We start from the raw sequence: 20,183 nt of genomic DNA on the forward strand, positions 1-20,183 counted from the left end.
CTCCTCCTTATGCCTTCGCCGTGCGGTAGCGGGTCAGCCGCTTCTCGACCACGCCCATGACGCGCGTCAGGATGAAGACGACGGTGAAATAGATGATGCCGGCAGCAATCAGCGGTTCGAAGATCAGAAGCGACTGGCGCTGCAGCATGCGGGCGGTGCCCATGACCTCGAGGATGGTGATGGTCGAGGCAAGCGACGTCGTCTTCAACAGGATGATCAGGTCCCCCGTCAGCACCGGCAGGCAGGAACGGAACGCCTGCGGCAGGGTGATGCGGCGAAGGACCATCGACGAGCGCATGCCGATCGACTTTGCCGCCTCGATCTGGCCGCGCGGGATCGCCTTGATCGCGCCGCGGATGACCTCGGCATTGTAGGACGCCTGGTTGAGGCTGAGCGCGAAGATCGCATACCAGAGGCCGTCGCGCAGATAGGGCCAGAGAAAGCTGTGGCGCACCCAGGTGCCTGGCAGGATCTGCCCGAGGCCGTAATAGATCAGATAGATCTGCACCAAGAGCGGCGTGCCGCGAAAGGCAAAGGTGAAGACATAGGCCGGAACCGACAGGATGCGTCGGCCGGACAGCCGCGCGAGCGCTACAAGCGTACCGATGACGAGACCGAAGACGCCGGCAACGGCGGTCAAAAGCAGGGTCAGCGGGGTTGCCTTGATCAGCGCCGGCAGGAAGCCGATGACGTTGGAGATCGTTTCCATCAGTTGTGCCCCCGATTGAGGCGGCGCTCTATCTGCGCGATCACCAGGACGGAAACGAGCGTGATCGCCAGGAACAGGATCGCCGTCAGCCCGTAGAAGAAGATGTACTGCTTGGTGCCGGCGGCTGCACGATAGCCCGTATAGAGCAACTCGCTGAAGGAGCCGAGGACGCTGATGATGGCGCTTTCCTTGGTGATCGACAGCCAGAGATTGCCCATGCCAGGCACGGCGTGTCGCATCATCTGCGGAAACACGATGCGGGTGAAGATCTTCTGCCTGGTCATGCCGATCGAGACGGCCGCCTCGATCTGGCCCGGCGGCACAGAGAGATAGGCCGAGCGCAGCACCTCGGTCATGAAGGCGCCGGAGACGAAGGCGAGCGCGATGATCGCCGCCCAGAACGAACTGAACTGGAAGGTTTCGGCGACAAGGCCGAAATGCTTCAACAGCCGCTCGGCGCCGCTCGCGACCGAGAAATAGAGAAGCAGGATGACGAGCAACTCAGGCAACGAGCGCACGACCGTCGTGTAGATCTCGGCAAGGAAACGCGGGAAGCGGTGTTTCGAGAGTTTGCCGGCGGCACCGAGAAAGCCGAAGACAACCGCAACCGCATAGGCGACCACGGAGACCTGCAGGGTCATCAAGAGGCCCCAGGCGAAATCGTCGCCCCAGCCCTCGCCGCCCCAGGCAAGCAATTGCCAGTAATAGTCCATCCGTCGTCACCTGTTCCCGATTGTCTCGTCAGCCCCGGTGCGGATGGCCCTTAAGTCGGGCATGTCGCTGTCGCGCGTGCTGCGAAGGTGCCCCGGCGCTTTGGCCGGTTTGGCGATCGAGGGCGGCGGCGGACTGATGAGCCCGCCGCCGCCCTTCAAGAGCGGTTTACTTCTTGCCGAAGATCCACTTGTCAACGAGCTTCTGGGTCGTGCCGTCCTTTTCGAGAGCGGCAAGGCCGGTGTTGACCTTTTCGAGGGTCGCTGCGTCACCCTTGCGCACGGCATAGGCGACGCCTTCGCCGAGCGTGACGTTCTTCGGCACTTCGACCTTGACCTCGTAGTCGGCGCCCTCAGGCGTCTTCAGGAAGGTCTGGATGTAGAGATCCGGGATCAGCACGTAGTCGACGCGGCCGGCGATGAGGTCGGCGACCGAGTTGTCGGCGGTGTCGTAGCTCTTGGCCTCGGCGCCCGTCAGGTACTTGGCGACGTAGGCCGACTGCACGCTCGAGGTCTGGACGCCGATGATCTTGCCCTCGACGCTCGCCGGATCGATGATCTTGCCGGAGCCGTCAGCGGCATCGACCGTCTTGATCTCGGTCGTGTCACCCTTGGAGCCGACGAAGGACGTGCCTTCGGTGTAGTAGGGCGTCGAGAAATCGACAACCTGGCGACGCTCGTCGGTGATCGAGAAGGCGCCGATGATGAAATCGACCTTGTTCTCCTTCATCGACGGGATCAGACCGTCCCAGGCCATCTGGTTGATGTCGCACTTGACGGCCATCTTCTCGCAGAGCGCGCGGGAAAGATCGGCTTCGAGACCTTCCCATTCGCCGCCGGAATTCACCTGGGTGAAGGGCATGTAGGGTTCCGGCGTCATGCCGAGGCGCAGCGTGTCCTCGGCAAATGCGCTGCCGGCAGCCATGGAAAGGGCGATCCCTGCGAACAGGGCGGTCTTCAACGTCTTCATAATGTTTCCTCCTCGGGGATTGCGTCGGATCAGAGCGTGTTGCTGAACCAGCGCAGCGACATGCAGGACAGGCCTGCGTCGATCTTGCCGATCTCCGTCGTCTTCATCGGCACGACCTTGTAGCCGAGCTTGTCGAGCATCTCGATCGTGCGCGGGAAGTCGGAACCGACCATGACGACGTCGTTGACGCGCAGTGCATTGGCCGCCGGCTCTTCGCCTTCCGGAATGATCACCTGCTTGAAGCGCTCGAAGGCGCCGGACTTGGCAAGGCGCGCGGTCGAAAGCACGGTCTCGTCATCGAGCAGCGAGCAATCGGTCTTGAAGTGCAGAACGCCTTCAGGCGTCGCGACGATCTCGCTCTTGCGGCCGATCTTGGCAAGGCAGGCCTGCAGCGCTTCGGCGCCGACCTTGTTGGTGCGGGCCGAAAGGCCGATCATCACGCTTTCGCGGGTGGTCAGAACGTCGCCGCCATCGGCAAATCCGGTGCCCGGAAGATCGAGAACGGTCTCGAACATGGCGCGCAGCGTCGGCTCGATCTCCGGCGTTTCCTTGACGCGTGTCTCGGCACCCGGACGCAGAAGGATCGCGCCTTCGGTGAAGACGAGGGCCGGATCTTCGACGAAGACCGAGTCGGGGAAAGATTCGAGCGCCGGCAGCACCGTCACTTTCACACCCGCGTCCTTCATCGCCGCGATATAGGCGTCATGTTCGGCCTTCACGCCCTCATAGGTCGGGTTGCCGCGATCGTCGGCACGCAGGCCGTTGACAACCGACTTCGACGGGGTGCGCACGATGATGTTGTTGAACTGGTAGACGGGGCGTGACTGCGACATTTGTAATACCTTTGGCTTGAATGGGGTGCTTCTATCGGTCGGACACAGTGGCGTAAAGCGCTCGATTGTTCACGTTTTCTCTCCGTGACAAATGAACGCCCGCGAGCATGCAGCGCACGGATCCGCCGGCAAGCTCGATGGTCGGCACGTCGAAGGCGAGCACACGGGCGGAGACTTCGAGCGCCTTGATCTGGTCAGGACGGAGCGAGGCGAGCGCGCGGGCCGACATGACCACGACACGACCGTCGGCTCCATCGAGCTCGATGGCGTTTCCGGCGAAATTCTCGATCTGTTCAAGGGTGAGATCAATCACCTGGCGTCCGGTTTCTTCAAGGCGTGCGCAGATCTCCTGGCGGCGGGCCGCATCCGGGATCATGCTCGTGCCGATCAGTGCAAACTCGGTGCCGATGCACATTAGGACGTTGGTGTGGTAGATCGAATTGCCCTGGCGGTCGACCGCGCCGAAGATCATCGGCTCGAAATTAAAGTGGGTGCAGAAGCGTTCCAGCGCCACTTCGTTGGTGCGGTTGGAGCGCGCGGCATAGGCAACGCGACCTATGTGGTCGAGCACCATCGCGCCGGTGCCCTCAAGGTAGACGCCGTCCTTTTCGAGACCGGAATAGTCGATCACGTCCTGAACGCGATACTCGTTCTTCAGCATCTCGATGATGTCGGCGCGGCGTTCGCTCTGGCGGCTTTCCGAATACATCGGATAGATCGCCACGTGGCCACCCGAGTGGGTCGAGAACCAGTTGTTCGGGAAGACCGAGTCCGGCCGGGTGGTCGTCTCGTCTTCGAAGAGATGGACGGCAACGCCGGCATCCGAAAGCCCATCGGCCATGCGGCTGACCTCGTCGAAGGCGGCCTTGGCGATTGCCGTCGGCTGTCGTGCTTCGTCGGTCGCCTGGAAGGCATTGTCCTTCGCCGTCATCGGGTTCGGGCCAAAATGGTGCGGGCGGATCATCACAACGCCTTTCGGCGCCTGTACGGACAGTCTCTTCATGTTATGCAGCGCTCCGTTCGACAGGGGCCGCCGGCTGTTGCCGGAACAGACCGTAAAGATCGCGCGGGTGATCGGGCTGCGTCGTCAGGTCGAGCTCGGTGTAAAACGCGGTGCCCTGAATCTTGTCGCGAAGAAAGCGCAGCGCGGAAAAGTCTTCGGTGGCAAAGCCGACGGAATCGAAGATGGTGATCTGGGCGCTCGAGCGGCGGCCTTCGGCCTCGCCGGCAATGACCTGCCAGAGTTCGGTCACCGGGAAATCCGGCGCCATCTGCTGGATCTCGCCCTCGATGCGGGTCTGCTCCGGATACTCGACGAAGACGTCGGCACGGCGCAGGATGTCGCCTTGCAGCTCGGTCTTGCCGGGGCAATCGCCGCCGACCGCGTTGATGTGCACGCCGGCGCCGACCATGTTGTCGGACAGGATCGTGGCGTTGCGCTTGTCGGCGGTGACGGTCGTGATGATGTCGGCGCCGGATACCGCTTCTTCAGCGGTGGCGGCGACCACGATGTCGAAGTCCATGTCAGAAAGGTTGTTGCAGAACTTGTCGGCGGCTTCCGCGTCGATGTCGAAGACCTGCAGGCGCTTGACGCCGAGAAGGGCGCGGAAGGCGAGCGCCTGGAATTCCGACTGGGCGCCGAGGCCGATGATAGCCATCGAACGGGCGTCGGGACGCGCGAGATACTTTGCTGCAAGCGCCGAGGTGGCAGCCGTCCTCAGGCCCGTCATGATCGTCATTTCGGAGACGAGACAGGGATAGCCGGTGCTGACGTCGGAGAGCACGCCGAAGGCGGTCACCGTCTGGAGGCCGACATTCGGGTTCGTCGGATGACCGTTGACGTATTTGAAACCGTAATGTTCGCCGTCCGACGTCGGCATCAGTTCGATGACGCCGGTCTTCGAGTGGCTTGCCAGCCGCGGGGTTTTTTCGAAAACGTTCCACCGGCGGAAATCGTCCTCGATATATTCCGCAAGACCCACAAGGAACGTCTCGATGCCGATCGATTTGACCAGCTCGATTACGTTGCCGACACCGACATACTGAACCACGTTTGAAACTCCATCGGAGAAATTTGATGAAGTCAGCCTAGGCTTGCAAGAAGTGAGTTGAAATTTGAAACCTGCACAAAATTGAGCGAGCTATTGAGCAATTTGCGCAACGCGAATATACAGATTTCATGCATATCTTCGACGACCTCGATCACCAGCTCATCTCGCTTCTGCGAGAAGACGGCCGCGCGCCCTATTCCAAGATCGCCACGGTCCTCGGCATATCGCGAGCCACCGTGCAGACGCGCATCGACCGGTTGCTCGAAAGCGGCGCCGTGCTTGGGTTCACCCTGCGCGTGCGGCAGGATTATGACGATCGCGCCATCCGTGCGATCATGATGATCGAGGTGAGCGGCCGCAACACCACCAAGGTGATCAAGTACCTGCGCGGGCTGCCCGAACTCTACGCCCTTCATACGACCAATGGCGGCTGGGACCTGGTCGCCGAAATCCGCGCCAACAGCCTCAGCGATTTCGACCGCATCCTGCGCGAGGTGCGCGATGTCGACGGCGTATCGAACAGCGAGACGAGCATCCTACTCAGCACCGTTTGATCCCCATTCTCACCAGCGTGCCAGCCGCGCAGCATTCAAAGACAGGCAAGACCGTGAGCCATATCCCGCAGATCGACTACGACACAGCATCCAAAGACATCCGCGCCGCCCATGACGAGGAAGTGCGCGTGCGCGGACGTATGACGAACATGAAGCGCACGCTTCTGCATTCGCCCGTTGCGCACCGCATCTACGCGGAATGGTTCACCCTGCGTGAGGAACTGCGCCCGGCCCTCAACGACCGCGAGATCTGGTTCCTGTCGCACGCGATCTCCGAAGCCATGACGTCGCCGATCGCCATGGGTTTCTTCCGCCGCGCCTTCGCCAACGCCGGCATCGACTTTCACACCGTTCAACCGACCGAGGACGAACGGCGGCTGGTCGCCTTCGGCAATGCGATCGTTGCCGACAGCAACGCCGTGCCCGACGAGATCTGGACCGGCCTGAAAGCGCGCTACGACGCCAAGGCGCTCGTCGACCTCGTCGCCTTCTCCGGCATCATGGTGGCGACCGCCCTCTTCAACAACGTCGTCGACGTCGAGTTCGACAAGGAACTGGAACCGTTTGTCGACTGAGCAGACGGCCGGCACGGCTTCTACATTCGAAACCAACGGAACCCGAAAGACGAAACCGTGATCAGACGCGCAACCCTTGAGGATGCGTCCAGCCTCGCCGCCATCAGCCTCGAGGTCTGGCTCAACACCTACATCCGCGACGGTGTCAACGCGTTCTTCGCCGACTACGCGTTGGAGGCGTTCACCACCGATCGTTTCAAGGACATTCTGTCCCGAGAAAACGAAAACCTCTGGGTTTCAGAGAACAAGGTCGGGATCGACGGTTTTCTGCGCATGTCGCTGAACTCTCCCGCCCCGGCCGACGTCCCGTCGGACCTCGAAATTACGACGCTCTATGTGCAGCCACGCCACCATGGCCGCGGCGTCGGCAAGAGACTGCTTGCGACCGGCCTCGAATACTGCCGAGAGTCCAAGCGACCAAGCACCTGGCTGGCGATAAATGCCGAGAACGACAAGGCCGAAGCCTTCTACGTCGCGAACGGCTTCGAGAAGGTCGGGGAAACCCATTTCCGGATCGGCGATCAGGCCTACCTGAACAACGTCCTCCAGCTCACCTTCGAAAAGGAGCGCGCGGCGAACGCCTAGTGCGCGACTATCCATCTTCTCAACCGAATGCTTGACGTCGAGGATATGCGTGTATATACACGCACACCATGGCTCGTTGTTATTGTGCACTTTTACGCAAAGCTACCCGGAGAGCGACGTCGGTTTACGACGATGCGCTGCAACCGGTTGGCCTCAACCTCGCCCAGTTCAGTCTGCTTCGGCACATCTCGCGCGACGAGCCGATTTCCATGACCGAGCTTGGCCGCAAGATCGAACTCGAGCGCTCGACGGTCAGCCGTAACGTCAAGGTTCTGGAAGGAATGGGCTTGGCGGCAACGGGAAGCGGAAAGGACCAAAGGGAGGCCATTGTCGAACTGACCGAAAGCGGCCGCCAGATTCTCATCGACGGCGCTCCGCTTTGGCAGGCGGCACAAGACAAGATCGAGGCACGATTGGGGCCGGACGCGGCCGCCCAGCTAGAGGATTTGCTGCTGGCGCTCTAACGCATTGAACCGATAGATTTTTCCCGCATCAAGTGATCGCACTTGAGCGCGAATGCGTTCGGCATCCTGGTTTTTCCGGGGTCCGGCAAAACGCCGCCAAACCAAACATGAACGTGCGAAATGCGCTGCGAAAGCCTGCGCAAGCCTTTCGCGCACCCTAAAAACACGGACAGAAGGAAATCGACGATGCTCGGTCCGGCGCTTGCGCGTTATCTTGAAAGACGCAACATCCACTACGGCTGGGCCATGGCCGCCGTCACCTTCCTCGTCATGCTGTCGACCGCCGGCGCCATGGGCTCGGCGGGCGTGTTGATCAAGCCGCTCGAAACCGAGTTCGGCTGGTCGAATGCTCAGATCTCGGTGGCGCTGGCAATCCGCCTTTGCCTCTTCGGCCTGCTTGGACCGTTCGCCGCCTCGTTAATGAACCATTTCGGCGTGAGACAGGTCGTCTCCACCGCCCTCATTCTCATTCTTTCGGGCATTGCCGCGTCGTTCTACATGACGGAACTCTGGCATCTGGTTGCGCTCTGGGGCGTCGTTCTCGGCGTCGGCACCGGCATGACGGCGCTCGTTCTCGGCGCGACCATCGCCACACGCTGGTTCGACATGCGGCGCGGCCTGGTCATCGGACTGATGACCGCCAGCAACGCCACCGGCCAGCTCGTCTTCCAGCCGCTGCTTGCGTCCCTCACCGAAACGATCGGCTGGCGCTCGGCCCTGACGCTCGTCATCGTCGTCCTGACGGCCGCTTTCGCCCTGGTGCTCTTGTTCATGCAGGACCGGCCGAGCGATCTCGGCCTTGCTCCCTACGGCGGCAAGCAGGTCGTTCCCGCGCCGGCAAAGGCTCAAAGCTTCGGTGCGCTGCTGATGGCGCCGATCCGGGCGCTCGGCGATGCCGCAAAGACCAACACCTTCTGGGTGCTGTTTGCCACCTTCTTCGTTTGCGGCTTCAGCACCAACGGCCTGATCCAGACCCATTGGGTGTCGATCTGCGGTGACGTCGGCATTGCCGCCGTGGGTGCGGCGAGCTTCCTTGCCCTAATCGGCCTCTTCGACCTGATCGGCACCGTCGGCTCCGGCTGGCTTTCCGACCGCTACGACAATCGCTGGCTGCTGTTCTGGTTCTACGGCCTGCGCGGCCTGTCGCTGATGTTCCTGCCGTTCAGCGGCTTCAACATCTACACGCTGTCGCTGTTTGCAGTCTTCTATGGCCTTGACTGGGTTGCCACGGTTCCGCCGACGGTCAAGCTTGCAGCCGAACGCTTCGGCCCCGAACGGGCGGCGCTTGTGTTCGGCTGGATTTTTGCCGGCCACCAGCTCGGTGCAGCCAGCGCCGCGTTCCTTGCCGGTGCGAGCCGGACGTCACTTGAAACCTATACTCCGGCGCTGCTGGCCGCCGGTGCTCTCTGCGTCGTTGCCGCCTTGCTGGTGCTCACCATCGGCCGGCGCCAACCGGCAGGGCTCGCCGCGCAAGCAGCATAACCCCTCGCGCAAGCGAGTCTGACAAAGGCCGACTGTCTAAAAGCAGCCGGCCTTTTTCCTTTAGGATACGAACTCGGTCACGAATTCCGGATTGCCGCGAATGGTGTTGCTGACGGTGCAGATCTCGTTTTCGGCCGCTTCCGCAATCGCATGGCGGACCGTATCGTCAAAATCGCCCTTGATGTCGAAGACGATCTTGAAGGTCGCGACCCGCGAAGGTTCGTCATGGGCCTTCTCGCCGGTCACCTTGGCGCTTACTTCGGTCAATCGGTCGAGCACGCCGTAGCGGCTGGCGGCGATGCGGGCGCTGAGCACCAGGCAGCTTGCGAGCGACGCGTAGAGAAGATCCAGCGGGCCGTAGCCGGCCTGCGACGGGCCGGTGACGATATCGAGCTCCCCCCCGGTCACCGAGGTCACATGCGGAAAGCCCGTCTTGCCGACGACAGCCGTCGCACCGGTTTCCCGGGTTCTCACCTTTACATCCGCCATTTCACAAAACCTTCCAGAACTTCAAAAACCCGATCGGTAGAAACACGTCGCCCCGGGCCGATGGCCCGGGGCGTTTGATATGAGCGCCTTCTTCAAGGCGCGCAAGGGCGATCGTTTCTGCCCGTTTCCTTTGATGGTTGCCGATTAAAGGACAAAACGGCAGCCGTTCACGGTTCGACAGCGACCTTTTGCGCGTCTGAGAAGACGCGCGGCGCTGTAGCGGATCAGTTCTTCTTCACCAGGCGGTAGAAGACGAAGTCCGAGGTTGCGCCATTGACGTAGCCTTCGACCTTGTCCTTCATCGCAACCTGGGTCGCGGCCTGGAACATGATCACGATCGGCGACTTTTCCTGCACCTTGCGCTGCAGGTCGACATAGAGCGCGTCGCGCTTGGCGGGATCGGCTTCCTTGAGCGCTGCCTTGGTCGCCTCGTTGAGCTCGGCCGGAACCGCCCAGCCGTTCCGCCAGGTGGTCGTCGACTGGTACTTGTCGTCGGCATTGTCTTCGTTATAAGCGAAAGCCTTGGCGTTCGAATGCGGGTCCATGAAATCCGGGCCCCAGTAAAGCAGCATGGCTTCGTGGGTGCGGGCACGGTACTTGGTGATCACCTGGCTGCCGGTGCCCGGGATGATCTCGAAGTTGATGCCGGCTTCGGCAAACGACGCCTGCAGCGACTGCGCCATGTCGGTGAACGGCGTCGAGTTGATGACGTCGAGCGTCACCTTGATCGGCGTCTTGATGCCGGCGTCGGCGAGGATCTTCTTCGCCTTTTCGACATCATAGCTGTATGGCGTCTCGTCAAGCGAGCCCGGGAAGCCCTTTGGCCAGAAGGCCTGGTGGACATCCATCTGGCCCTTGAGGAAGCTGTCGGTCATGCCCTTGTAATTGACGAGATAGCGGGCGGCTTCCCAGACGGCCGGCGGCTGCAGTGCCGCGTCCTTCTGGTTGAACGACAGGAAGTGCACGGCGGCCTGCGGATAGGATTCGACCTTGACGCCGTCCTTGCCTTCGAGGCCAGACACCTGGTCCGGCGTCAGGTTCTTCGCCATGTCGACGTCGCCGGTCTGCAGCATCAGCTGCTGGGTGGCGGCTTCGGCAACGTGGCGGATGATGACGCCCTTGAGCGCCGGAGCGCCGCCAAAGTAGGTCGGGTTGCTTGCAAGGTTCAAGAGTTCGCCGGCGCGGAAGGCCTTGAGAACGAAGGGACCGGTGCCGGCCGAGTTGGCCTTCAGCCAGGCATTGCCGAAGTCGCCATCGGCTTCGTTCGCCTTGACGGTTTCGGCGTCGACGACCGAGGCCGGACGGGCGGCAAGAACGTTGAGAACGAAGGCTGACGAGAAGTCGCCTTCGTACTTGATCGTGACCTTGTTGCCGTCGGCGGTCACCATCTTGTCGATGTTTTCAGGCGTCCAGCCGAGCTGCGTCAGGATGAAGGCCGGCGCCTTGTTGAGAACGACGACACGCTTGAAGGAGTAGACGACGTCTTCGCCGCGCAGCGGGTTACCAGACGTAAAGGTAACACCATCACGCAGCGTGAAGGTGATTGTCTTGGCGGCATCGTCTGCCGTCCATTCGGAGGCAAGGCCCGGCGCGAGCTTCTTCACGTCCGGAGCATCGTACTGCACCAGGCGATCATAGGTCTGGGTGACATACTCGCCCGAGGAAAACTCATAGGCTTCGGCCGGGTCGATGCTGACGATGTCGTCGATATTCTGGGCGACCACCAGCACGTCGGCCGGCGTTTCGGCGAGCGCGGCCGGCGCCACGCTCAGCATCAGGGACGCCGCGAAGACCGCGGCCTTGAACATTCTCATCATCATTCTCCTATTTTCGATGAGGCTTGGTTTTTGTCGTCGCCGGCTTCGGGAGCGCCTGCGGCGCGCCGGTCTCGTTGGATTGGGAAGGACGTGGCCGGAACAGCGGCAGGGTGCCGGTCCAGATCAGCCGTACGGGCCTGTCGGTCTTGTTCCACCAGTAGTGGGGCTGGATGCCGCGAAAGTGCAGGCCATCCCCCGGGTTGAGCATGGTGTCGTCGCCATCGAGCCCGAAGAGGATCTCGCCTTCAAGCATGTAGACGAGTTCTTCACCCTCGTGGCTGAAGACCTCGGACCGGTGTCCGGGCGGGATGGTGATGACGAAGCTCGAAAGCTGGTTGCCGGCGAAATCCGCGCCGATCCGCTCATAGGAAACCGGCGAGCCGCCGACCGAGAACACCATGCGTCCCTCGGCGCGCGACAGGCCGGTGTCGATCGCCGGCGCCAGAATGAAGTGGTTGAGTTCGGCGCCCAGGCCCTGAGCGATCTGGGCCAGTGTCCCGAGCGACGGCATGGCGAGATCGCGCTCGATCTGGCTCAAGTAGCCGACCGAAACACCCGCCGCGTCGCTCAGCGCCTGCAACGTCATATGCATCTGCCGCCGGCGCGCACGCACCAGCGCACCCACCTTCGGTTGCCCTGCCACGGACTTGCCAGACGCGGCCTGCGCATCCTCCGACGCATCGCTCACAGCGGTCATCCCTCCCGTTTCCGCCCCAGTAAAATTTTTTTGATTTAAGCAAACTTATTTATATACTCCAAGCGAATTTTTGCGGTATCGACAATTCAGACCGCAGCGAAGAGGGATGGTGACGCCACGTGGCAAACGACAGCACGACAGCAGCAGCGCCGGCTCGCCGCGCCGCCAGGTCCAGCCAGACTCGGCGACGCCTTCTTTCTCTCGCGGGCTTTCTGGTCACGCTCGGGGTGACCTTCCTCGGCCTGCTCGCCATCACCTTCTTCATCGGCCGCATCGTGCCGATCGATCCGGTGCTCGCCGTCGTCGGCGACCGTGCGCCGGTTGCCGTCTATGAACGCGTCCGGCAAGAAATGGGACTCGACCAGCCGCTCCTGACCCAGTTCGTGAGCTACGTCGGCGACGTCGCCACCGGCAATTTCGGCACCTCGGTTTCGACCGGAAAGCCTGTCATCGAGGACCTTGCCCGCGTGTTCCCGGCGACGCTCGAAATGGCGACGCTGGGCATCATCCTCGGCGTGCTGATCGGCGTGCCGCTCGGCGTTTTTGCAGCTGCCCGTCGCGGTTCGTGGCTCGACCAGTTTATCCGCGTCATCGGCCTGCTCGGTTATTCTGTGCCTGCCTTCTGGCTCGGCCTCGTCGGCCTTGCCGTCTTTTACGCGAAGCTGAAATGGGTCGGCGGCCCCGGGCGCGTCGACATCTTCTATGACGGCATGGTCTCGCCGGTGACCGGCCTGATCCTCATCGACAGCATCATCGCCGGCGAATGGGAGATCTTCCGCAACGCCGTCTGGCACCTGATCCTGCCCGCCTCCTGCCTCGGCTTCTTCTCGCTCGCCTACATCGCCCGCATGACGCGCTCGTTCATGCTCGACCAGTTGAGCCAGGAGTATGTGACGACCGCCCGGGTCAAGGGCGTGCCGGAGCGCCTCGTCATCTGGCGCCATGCCTTCCGGCCGATCCGCGTGCCGCTGATCACGGTCATCGGCCTGTCCTATGCCGGCTTGCTCGAGGGTTCGGTGATGATCGAGACGATCTTCTCCTGGCCCGGCATCGGCAACTACCTGACCGTCGCCCTGCTCAACGCCGACATGGCGGCCGTACTCGGCTCGACCCTCGTCATCGGCGCGGTCTTCATCGGCATCAACAAGATATCGGACGTGCTCTACCGCGTGCTCGATCCGCGTGCACGCTAAGAGGAGGCGGACATGACCACATTTCGCGACTGGCTGATCGACGACAGCCCCGCCTCGCCGATGCAGGCGCGCCTCGGGCGCTTCTACCGCATCTTCGGCGCGCTGATGCGCAATCCGCTCGCTGTCGTCGGCGGCGTCATCATCCTCGTACTGGTGCTGACCGCACTCTTTGCCCCGTGGCTCGCGACCCATGATCCGCTGCGCCAGTCGCTCAGCGAACGCCTGCTGCCGCCGAGTGCCACCCACTGGATGGGAACCGACGAACTCGGCCGCGACATCTGGTCCCGCGTCGTCTACGGTTCACGCATCACGCTGGCGATCGTCACTCTGGTCGCCGTGCTCGCGGCACCTGCAGGCCTCGTCATCGGGGTCGCAGCCGGCTATTTCGGCGGCTGGGTCGACCGCATCCTGATGGGCATCACCGACATCTTCCTGTCGCTGCCGAAGCTGATCCTGGCGCTCGCCTTCGTCGCAGCACTCGGCCCCGGCATCGAGAACGCCATTATCGCCATCGCGATCACCTCCTGGCCCGGATACGCCCGGGTGGCGCGGGCCGAAACGCTCACCTTCAAGAACTCCGAGTTCATCTCGGCGGTGCGCCTGCTTGGCGCCTCCAGCCTGCGCGTCAATCTCGGCCATGTGCTGCCGCTCTGCACCTCCTCGATGATCGTGCGCGTCACGCTCGACATGGCCGGCATCATCCTGACGGCCGCCGGTCTCGGCTTCATCGGCCTTGGCGCCCAGCCGCCGCTGCCCGAATGGGGCGCGATGATCTCGCGCGGCCGCTCGTTCATTCTCGACCAGTGGTGGGTTGCGACCATGCCGGGCTTTGCCATCATTCTCGTCAGCCTCGGCTTCTGCTTCCTCGGCGACGGGCTGCGCGATGTTCTCGACCCGAAGAGCGGGGAGCAGCGCTGATGACGAAGCTTCTCGAAGTCGAAAACCTCCGCGTCACCTTCCCCACCCCCCGTGGCGATCTCGATGTCGTGCGCGGCATTTCCTTCACGCTCGGCCGCGAGCGGCTCGGCATCGTCGGTGAGAGCGGTTCAGGCAAGTCGATGACCGGCCGTTCGATCCTGCAGCTCATCCGCGCGCCGGGTCGCGTCACCGCCGACAAGCTTGTCTTCGACGGCATCGACCTTCTGAAACAGTCCGAACGGCAGATGCGCGCCATCCGCGGTGCCCGCATCTCAATGGTGATGCAGGACCCGAAGTTCTCGCTGAACCCGGTCATGACCATCGGCGAACAGATTGCAGAGGCGCTGCTGACGCACCAGAAGCTGCCGCGCCGCGAGGTCAATACTCGCGTGCTCGCGATGTTGGAATCGGTGCGCATCGCCGATCCGGAGCGCGTCGCCAAGCTCTACCCGCACGAAGTGTCGGGCGGAATGGGCCAGCGGGTGATGATCGCGATGATGCTGATCCCCGAGCCCGACCTGTTGATTGCCGACGAGCCGACCTCGGCGCTCGACGTCTCCGTCCAGGCGCAGGTGCTCGACATCATCGACGAACTGGTGAAGCGCAAGGGCATGGGGCTGATCTTCATCAGCCACGACCTGAACCTCGTCTCCAGCTATTGCGACCGCATTCTCGTCATGAACACCGGCGAGGTGGTCGAGGAATGCAAGGCCGGTGAGCTGATGGCGGCCAAGCACCCCTATACGCGCGGACTGATCGCCTCGATCCCGCGCCTCGACGAAACACGGGACGAGCTGCCGGTGCTCGACCGCAGCGCATGGGCCAAGTCATGACCGCGCTTTCTCTGAAAAACCTCGATATCTCATATGGCGACGTGCAGATCACCCACGGCGTCAATCTCGACATCGCCGACGGCGAGAGCTTTGCCCTTGTCGGCGAAAGCGGCTCGGGGAAATCGACTGTGCTGAAGGCGATCGCCGGCCTTGCGCCGGAATGGTCCGGCGAAATCACCGTGCTCGGCGCGCCCCGCGACCACGGCATCGACCGCGCCTTCTCGCGTCAGTGCCAGATGGTGTTTCAGGACCCCTACGGCTCCCTGCATCCACGCAAGACGGTCGACTCCACGCTTGGCGAAGCGTTGACGATCCACGGCATCGGCGACCGCAATGCACGGATCGAGGAGGTGATGACCTCCGTCGGTCTCGACCGCAAGTTCCGCTTCCGCTTTCCGCACCAGCTTTCGGGCGGCCAGCGCCAGCGCGTTGCGATCGCCCGCGCCCTGATGCTGAAGCCGAAGGTGCTTCTGCTCGACGAGCCGACTTCAGCGCTCGACGTCTCGGTGCAGGCCGAGATCCTCAATCTTCTGAAGCGCCTGAGGCGCGAACAGAACCTCACCTTCCTGATGGTCACCCACAATCTGGCCGTCGTCTCGTTCCTTTGCGATCGCCTCGCCGTCATGCGGCAGGGCCGCATCGTCGAGGTGGCCGACGTCGCCGATCTCAAGCGCGGCGACCTCAAGGAAGCCTATTCGCGTGAGCTGATGCAGATCAGCGCCGCGCATGCCAACTAGCATGGGACAGCAAACGCGGGTGGATCTCTGCCCACGTCCCGCGCTAAAACATCGCGTAACCCCAAGGACATAGCATGAACAGTGAACAGATCGCTGCCGCGCTGGCGGAATTCGACGCGGCGATTGCCAAGACCACCGATGCCGATGCGGTATGGACCGCGCTGCAGACGCTTTGCCGCCAGGTGATCGGCGCCAAGCTCTTCACCATCATGACGGTCGACATGGTCAACGAAGTCGCCCGCCGCGCCTACACCTCGCATCCCGAGGAATACCCGACCTCCGGCACCAAGCCGATCCGCTACGACAGCTGGTTCGACATCGTGCACAAGGCGCACCAGACCTTCGTCGCCAACACCATCGTCGATATCTCCAAGGTCTTCGGCGACCACGAAACCATCTGGTCGCTCGGATGCGGCTCGGTCGCCAACATCCCTGTCGTCGTCGGCGGCGAACTGCTCGGCACGGTCAACTGCCTCGACGTCGAGCACCACTACACGCCGGAACGCGTGGCACTTTCCAAGCATCTGGAACTGCCGGCAAAACTCGCCTTCCTTGCCGCCGCGCGCGCCGAGCAGAAGTAATACTCGGAGCCGAAGGCGTCACCGCCTTCGGCTCCGTCCTTCCGGTTAGACAGTTTCATTGCTTCTTCGAAACAGTGAACCTGTCTATCTCTTTGAAAGAACGCAATTCCGGACGGAAAACCGTTTCACACTTTTCCTAGAGCATCCTGCCTTCAAGTGAAGGCAGAAAGATGCTCTAGAATCAAAGCGCCAGAGCGTCCTTTGTGCGTTCATATGAACGCACGGCGCTCTGAACTGCCCTACCGGCCGATCGCCTTGCCGGTTTCCTTCAGGAAGAAATGCATCTTTTCCGCCTCGATCGGCACTTCGATCTGATCATCGGGGCCGATACGTGACGCGGCGTGAACCTGCGCGGTGAAGGCACCCTGTCCCACCCTGCCGAGCGCCAGCGTGTGCGGCCCAAGCGGCTCCACGTCACGCACGGTCAGCTTCACGGTCGGCGCTCCGGCGTCCGTTGCCATCGTATGCTCCGGACGAATACCGAGCACGACATCCTTGCCAGCAAAAGTGACCAGCTTCTCGGTACGCGCCTGCGGGACGATGACCGCGACGTCGCCTTCCGCCCGGAAGATGAGCCCGCCATCGCCACGCTCGAGCCGACCTTCGATGAAATTCATGCTGGGCGCGCCGATGAAGGCGGCGACGAAGAGATTGGCAGGCGCTTCATAGAGCGTAATCGGATCGGCCGCCTGTTCGATGCGCCCCTGGTTCATGACCACGACCCGGTCTGCCATGGTCATGGCTTCCACCTGATCGTGCGTGACGTAGACGGCCGTCGTCTGAAGACGTCGGTGCAACAATTTGATTTCCGTGCGCATTTCGATGCGCAGCTTGGCATCGAGATTGGACAGCGGCTCGTCGAACAGGAAGACGTCCGGTTGGCGCACGATCGCCCGGCCGATCGCCACGCGCTGGCGCTGGCCGCCCGAAAGCGCGCTCGGCTTGCGCGCGAGATAGGCGCCGAGATTGAGGATGCGCGCCGCGTCGGCCACCGCCTTGTCGATCTCGGCCTTCGGCGTGCCGCGCACCTTCATGCCGTAGCCGATGTTTTCGGCAACGGTCATATGCGGATAGAGCGCGTAGTTCTGAAACACCATCGAGCAATTGCGCAGGCCCGGCCGCAGATCCGTGACGTCGCGGTCGCCGATCCGGATCGAACCCGAGGTCGCGGTTTCGAGACCGGCGATCATGCGAAGCGTCGTCGTCTTGCCGCAGCCGGACGGCCCGACGAGCACGACGAATTCGCGATCGGCAATCTGAAGATCGAGCGGCGGAATGACCGTGACGTTCCCGAAGGATTTGGTGATCTGCTCCAGTCGGACCTGTGACATGCGAAAACCCTTGCTGCTGTCTGTGCCCGGTCTCGCCGGGGACGGTGGCGCCCGCCCCGATCGCTCGGGGCGGGCATGGTCACGTTATTGCTGCGGCAGGCCCATCGAGGCGCGATAGGCGGCAAGCTGCTTGTCGCGTCCGAACTCGTCGGTCAGCTTGTTCCACTGCTCGGCGACGCTATCGAGCGCCTGTTGCGGCGTCACTTCACCGGCCAGCGCCTTCGAAAGCTCGATCTCCAGCACTTCGGTATAGGAGAAGTAGCCGGGCAGGCGCATGTCGAGCGCGATGTTCTTGGCCGTCACCGCGTCCTTCTGGGCGCCGAGATATTCCTTCGCCTCACGCTCAGAGAAGATCTTCGACCAGAGATCGAGGTTGGTCGTATGCGAGATGCGGTAGGGGTTGACGCCGGTGCCGCCGGTGATCGCCGCCTGGCCGGAGACCGCCGGGCTCGTCAGATACTGGATGTAGTTCCAGGCCGCTTCCTGCTTGGTCGAGGTCGCGGGCACCGCCGCCTGCCAACCGCCGAAGGCCATGAACGAGGTCTGGACGACGTGGTCGAACTTGTCCCACTTCTTGGTCTTGTAGTTCCAGATTTCGTCCGACCCCGGCAGCGACGCCGAGCCGACATTGCCGGCCACCTTCGACTGCTTCGGGTCGGCGCCGATGACGCCGGTGTCGCCCCAGCCGATCGATTCCGCCACCTGACCACCGGCAAAGGCGGCGTTCACTTCGCCGAAGGAGAAGTTCAGCGCATTCGGCGGCGCGAGCTTGGAGGCGCGGATATACTCCTCGAGGCCGCGGACCCAGCCGGGATTGTTGACCTGGGCGTCCATCGTCTCCGGATTGAAGAACATGGCGCCCGGATTGTCCGGATGGCTGGTATAGCCGGCAACATGGCTGAACAGGAACCAGAACTGCTGGCCGCCGCGACGGAAGGCTTCAGCCGTGCCCCAGAGGTTGTTTGCGGGCTGGTTGAAGTATTCGGCGATGTCGAGATACTGTTTCCAGGTCTTCGGCGGCGCCAGATCGTAGCCGTACTTCGCCTTGAAGGCCTTCTGGTTGTCGGCGTTTTCGAAGAGATCGATGCGGTAGCTGTAGGTATGGGCGTCGCCGTCCATCGTCTGCGACAGCACCTTGCCATTCCAGACCATCAGCTGTTCGCGATAGACGGGCGCAATGTCGTCCCAGTCGGCGCCCTTCTGCATGTCCGCCGGCATTTCCGACAGGAAGTCGGTAAAGTCGGGCGCCCAGGCAGGCGCAAAGGCAATGACGTCGAACGCGTCTTCACCTGATGTCAGCGAGGTCACGATCTTCGGATAGAGTTCCGACCACGGGAACTCGACGACCTTGACCTTGCCGCAGGTCTTTTCCTCCCAGCCCTTGGCCGCAAGCTGCAGCGCCGAAGCGATGTAAGGGCCGGTCTGGGTGGTCGCCGTCAGTTCGACGCCGGTGTAATCGGGATCGCAGGCGAGCGCCGTTCCGGCACTCCCCGACGCGAGAGCGGCAAGCGATGCAGAAGCCAGTAGCAATTTCCTCATTCTATCCTCCTGTTGAATGAAATCATGCCAAAGCGGTTGATTACTTGATTGCTCCGAGAAGCAGGCCGGAGCGCATGAGCCGGCTCAAGAGCCCGGCCATGACCATCATCGGGATGATGGCAACGAGAGCGGCAGCGGAAATCGCCCACCATTCATCGCCGCGCTGGCTGTTCTGGCCGGCAACGAGAATGGGCAGCGTCTGCCACTTGGAATTGGTGAGAAACAGCGCGAACAGGAACTCGTTCCACACGAAGGCAAGCGTGATCATGAAGGTGGCGATCAGCCCCGGTTTTGACATCGGCAGGACGATGCCGAAGAAGATCCGCCAGGACGGCACGTTGTCGACCATGGCCGCTTCCTCGACCTCGACCGGCAGCGCCTCGAAGAAGTCGCGCATCAGCCAGATGACGATCGGAAGCGAGAAGGCAATGTAGGCGAAGGTCAGGCCGATGTAGCTGTCGACCAGCTTGAAGCCGAGTTTGCCCATCTCCGTGTACATCAGGTAGAGCGCGAAGGCAGCGACGATCGGCGGGAACATGCGCTGGCTGACGAACCAGAAGACGATGTCGTTGTTGCCGAGTTCGGGACCGGGCAGCCGGAAACGGCTGGAAATGACCGCGAGTGCAAGCGCTGCAACGAAGGAATAGACCAGCGAGATGCCCTGGCCATAACCCAGCACATGACGGCCGAGAAGGAAGCCGCCAAAGGCGATCACCACGAAGATCAATGCCGACAGCAGGCGGAAGCGGAAGGTGAACCGCACCAGCGCATAAGCCGCCATCGCACCGATGAAGGTCGCAGCGACCGATGCCGAGAGACCGATGATCGTCGACGCCCAGAACGTATTGAAGAACTGGCCGCGCTGGCCCGACAGAAGCTCGCTCCAGGCCGTCAGGCTCGGCTCGAAATCGACGAACGGCAGATAGGTCGGTCCGCCGACGACTGCGATCGGCGTCTTGAACGACGTGATCAGTACCCAGTAGAGCGGAAAGAAGGTGATGGCGAGCCAGATGAGGCAGCCGCCGAGCGCCAGCCAGCGCCCTTTTCCCTTGAGAGTGCGCACGCTCATTTGTGCTTCTCCAGATAGGGCTTGAGGATGGCGAGATAGACGAGGC

22 protein-coding genes are annotated in these 20,183 nt (G+C 62.3%); 10 read left to right on the forward strand and 12 right to left on the reverse strand.

Annotation, left to right across the window (positions count from 1 at the left end; translation table 11 throughout):
* Positions 1-7: 7 nt before the first annotated feature.
* From VGO12_RS22575 to VGO12_RS22600, 6 genes are all read right to left on the reverse strand, one after another.
* Positions 8-709, reverse strand: coding sequence for an ABC transporter permease subunit (locus VGO12_RS22575; protein ID WP_327514975.1), 702 nt, complete (start codon positions 707-709; stop codon positions 8-10).
* Positions 709-1,422 carry an ABC transporter permease subunit gene (locus tag VGO12_RS22580; protein ID WP_327514976.1) on the reverse strand — a complete coding sequence of 238 codons (714 nt, stop codon included), beginning with the start codon at positions 1,420-1,422 and terminating at the stop codon, positions 709-711. The genes VGO12_RS22575 and VGO12_RS22580 overlap by 1 nt, the downstream gene beginning before the upstream one ends.
* A 166-nt stretch (positions 1,423-1,588) precedes the next feature.
* Positions 1,589-2,389, reverse strand: coding sequence for a transporter substrate-binding domain-containing protein (locus VGO12_RS22585; RefSeq protein WP_327514977.1), 801 nt, complete (start codon positions 2,387-2,389; stop codon positions 1,589-1,591).
* A gap of 29 nt (positions 2,390-2,418) precedes the next feature.
* Entirely contained in the window at positions 2,419-3,222 is an 804-nt protein-coding gene (locus tag VGO12_RS22590) for a dimethylarginine dimethylaminohydrolase family protein (RefSeq protein WP_327514978.1), read from the reverse strand.
* 31 nt (positions 3,223-3,253) lie between these two features.
* Positions 3,254-4,225, reverse strand: coding sequence for a citrulline utilization hydrolase CtlX (gene ctlX / locus VGO12_RS22595; protein ID WP_327514979.1), 972 nt, complete (start codon positions 4,223-4,225; stop codon positions 3,254-3,256).
* 1 nt (position 4,226) lies between these two features.
* Positions 4,227-5,309, reverse strand: a complete 1,083-nt coding sequence (locus tag VGO12_RS22600; protein WP_327514996.1) for an ornithine cyclodeaminase — start codon at positions 5,307-5,309, stop codon at positions 4,227-4,229.
* A gap of 92 nt (positions 5,310-5,401) precedes the next feature.
* Between VGO12_RS22600 and VGO12_RS22605 the strand changes: the two genes are divergently transcribed.
* The 5 genes from VGO12_RS22605 (at position 5,402) to VGO12_RS22625 (ending at position 8,933) form a co-directional block, all read left to right on the forward strand.
* Positions 5,402-5,827, forward strand: a complete 426-nt coding sequence (locus VGO12_RS22605; RefSeq protein WP_057249183.1) for an Lrp/AsnC family transcriptional regulator — start codon at positions 5,402-5,404, stop codon at positions 5,825-5,827.
* A gap of 53 nt (positions 5,828-5,880) precedes the next feature.
* Complete coding sequence (locus VGO12_RS22610) at positions 5,881-6,402, forward strand: hypothetical protein (RefSeq protein WP_327514980.1); 522 nt, start codon at positions 5,881-5,883, stop codon at positions 6,400-6,402.
* A 57-nt stretch (positions 6,403-6,459) separates the two neighbouring features.
* Positions 6,460-6,987, forward strand: coding sequence for a GNAT family N-acetyltransferase (locus tag VGO12_RS22615; RefSeq protein ID WP_327514981.1), 528 nt, complete (start codon positions 6,460-6,462; stop codon positions 6,985-6,987).
* 68 nt (positions 6,988-7,055) lie between these two features.
* A complete protein-coding gene (locus tag VGO12_RS22620) occupies positions 7,056-7,451 on the forward strand; it encodes a MarR family winged helix-turn-helix transcriptional regulator (RefSeq protein WP_327514982.1) in 396 nt (131 codons plus the stop codon).
* A gap of 186 nt (positions 7,452-7,637) precedes the next feature.
* Positions 7,638-8,933 (forward strand): MFS transporter, encoded by a 1,296-nt coding sequence (locus VGO12_RS22625; RefSeq protein WP_327514983.1) that lies wholly within the window; start codon positions 7,638-7,640, stop codon positions 8,931-8,933.
* A 60-nt stretch (positions 8,934-8,993) separates the two neighbouring features.
* On the opposite strand, the gene VGO12_RS22630 is transcribed toward VGO12_RS22625, so the two are convergent.
* From VGO12_RS22630 to VGO12_RS22640, 3 genes are all read right to left on the reverse strand, one after another.
* Entirely contained in the window at positions 8,994-9,422 is a 429-nt protein-coding gene (locus VGO12_RS22630) for an OsmC family protein (RefSeq protein ID WP_327514984.1), read from the reverse strand.
* A 224-nt stretch (positions 9,423-9,646) separates the two neighbouring features.
* A complete protein-coding gene (locus tag VGO12_RS22635; protein WP_327514985.1) occupies positions 9,647-11,236 on the reverse strand; it encodes an ABC transporter substrate-binding protein in 1,590 nt (529 codons plus the stop codon).
* A 10-nt stretch (positions 11,237-11,246) separates the two neighbouring features.
* On the reverse strand, positions 11,247-11,936 hold the full coding sequence (locus VGO12_RS22640; protein ID WP_327514986.1) for an XRE family transcriptional regulator: 690 nt from the start codon (positions 11,934-11,936) through the stop codon (positions 11,247-11,249).
* A 119-nt stretch (positions 11,937-12,055) separates the two neighbouring features.
* Between VGO12_RS22640 and VGO12_RS22645 the strand changes: the two genes are divergently transcribed.
* The 5 genes from VGO12_RS22645 to VGO12_RS22665 all read left to right on the forward strand — a co-directional run bounded on the left by VGO12_RS22645 (position 12,056) and on the right by VGO12_RS22665 (position 16,198).
* Entirely contained in the window at positions 12,056-13,129 is a 1,074-nt protein-coding gene (locus VGO12_RS22645; protein WP_414650767.1) for an ABC transporter permease, read from the forward strand.
* A gap of 12 nt (positions 13,130-13,141) precedes the next feature.
* Positions 13,142-14,047: an ABC transporter permease gene (locus VGO12_RS22650; protein WP_327514987.1), complete on the forward strand. Its 906-nt coding sequence runs from the start codon at positions 13,142-13,144 to the stop codon at positions 14,045-14,047.
* On the forward strand, positions 14,047-14,880 hold the full coding sequence (locus VGO12_RS22655; protein WP_327514988.1) for an ABC transporter ATP-binding protein: 834 nt from the start codon (positions 14,047-14,049) through the stop codon (positions 14,878-14,880). Before VGO12_RS22650 ends, VGO12_RS22655 begins: the two co-directional genes overlap by 1 nt.
* Positions 14,877-15,617: an ABC transporter ATP-binding protein gene (locus tag VGO12_RS22660; protein ID WP_327514989.1), complete on the forward strand. Its 741-nt coding sequence runs from the start codon at positions 14,877-14,879 to the stop codon at positions 15,615-15,617. The genes VGO12_RS22655 and VGO12_RS22660 overlap by 4 nt, the downstream gene beginning before the upstream one ends.
* A 74-nt stretch (positions 15,618-15,691) precedes the next feature.
* The gene (locus VGO12_RS22665; RefSeq protein ID WP_327514990.1) at positions 15,692-16,198 is read left to right on the forward strand and encodes a GAF domain-containing protein; all 507 of its coding nucleotides are present in this window, start codon (positions 15,692-15,694) and stop codon (positions 16,196-16,198) included.
* 239 nt (positions 16,199-16,437) lie between these two features.
* Here VGO12_RS22665 and VGO12_RS22670 read toward each other — a convergent pair whose 3' ends face one another.
* The 3 genes from VGO12_RS22670 to VGO12_RS22680 all read right to left on the reverse strand — a co-directional run bounded on the left by VGO12_RS22670 (position 16,438) and on the right by VGO12_RS22680 (position 20,137).
* The gene (locus tag VGO12_RS22670) at positions 16,438-17,529 is read right to left on the reverse strand and encodes a sn-glycerol-3-phosphate ABC transporter ATP-binding protein UgpC (protein WP_327514991.1); all 1,092 of its coding nucleotides are present in this window, start codon (positions 17,527-17,529) and stop codon (positions 16,438-16,440) included.
* A gap of 84 nt (positions 17,530-17,613) precedes the next feature.
* Entirely contained in the window at positions 17,614-19,068 is a 1,455-nt protein-coding gene (locus VGO12_RS22675) for an extracellular solute-binding protein (RefSeq protein ID WP_327514992.1), read from the reverse strand.
* A gap of 40 nt (positions 19,069-19,108) precedes the next feature.
* Entirely contained in the window at positions 19,109-20,137 is a 1,029-nt protein-coding gene (locus VGO12_RS22680) for a carbohydrate ABC transporter permease (RefSeq protein WP_327514993.1), read from the reverse strand.
* Positions 20,138-20,183 lie beyond the last annotated feature (46 nt).

The sequence above is a fragment of the Ensifer sp. genome (genome assembly GCF_035999135.1).
GTDB lineage: Bacteria > Pseudomonadota > Alphaproteobacteria > Rhizobiales > Rhizobiaceae > Ensifer.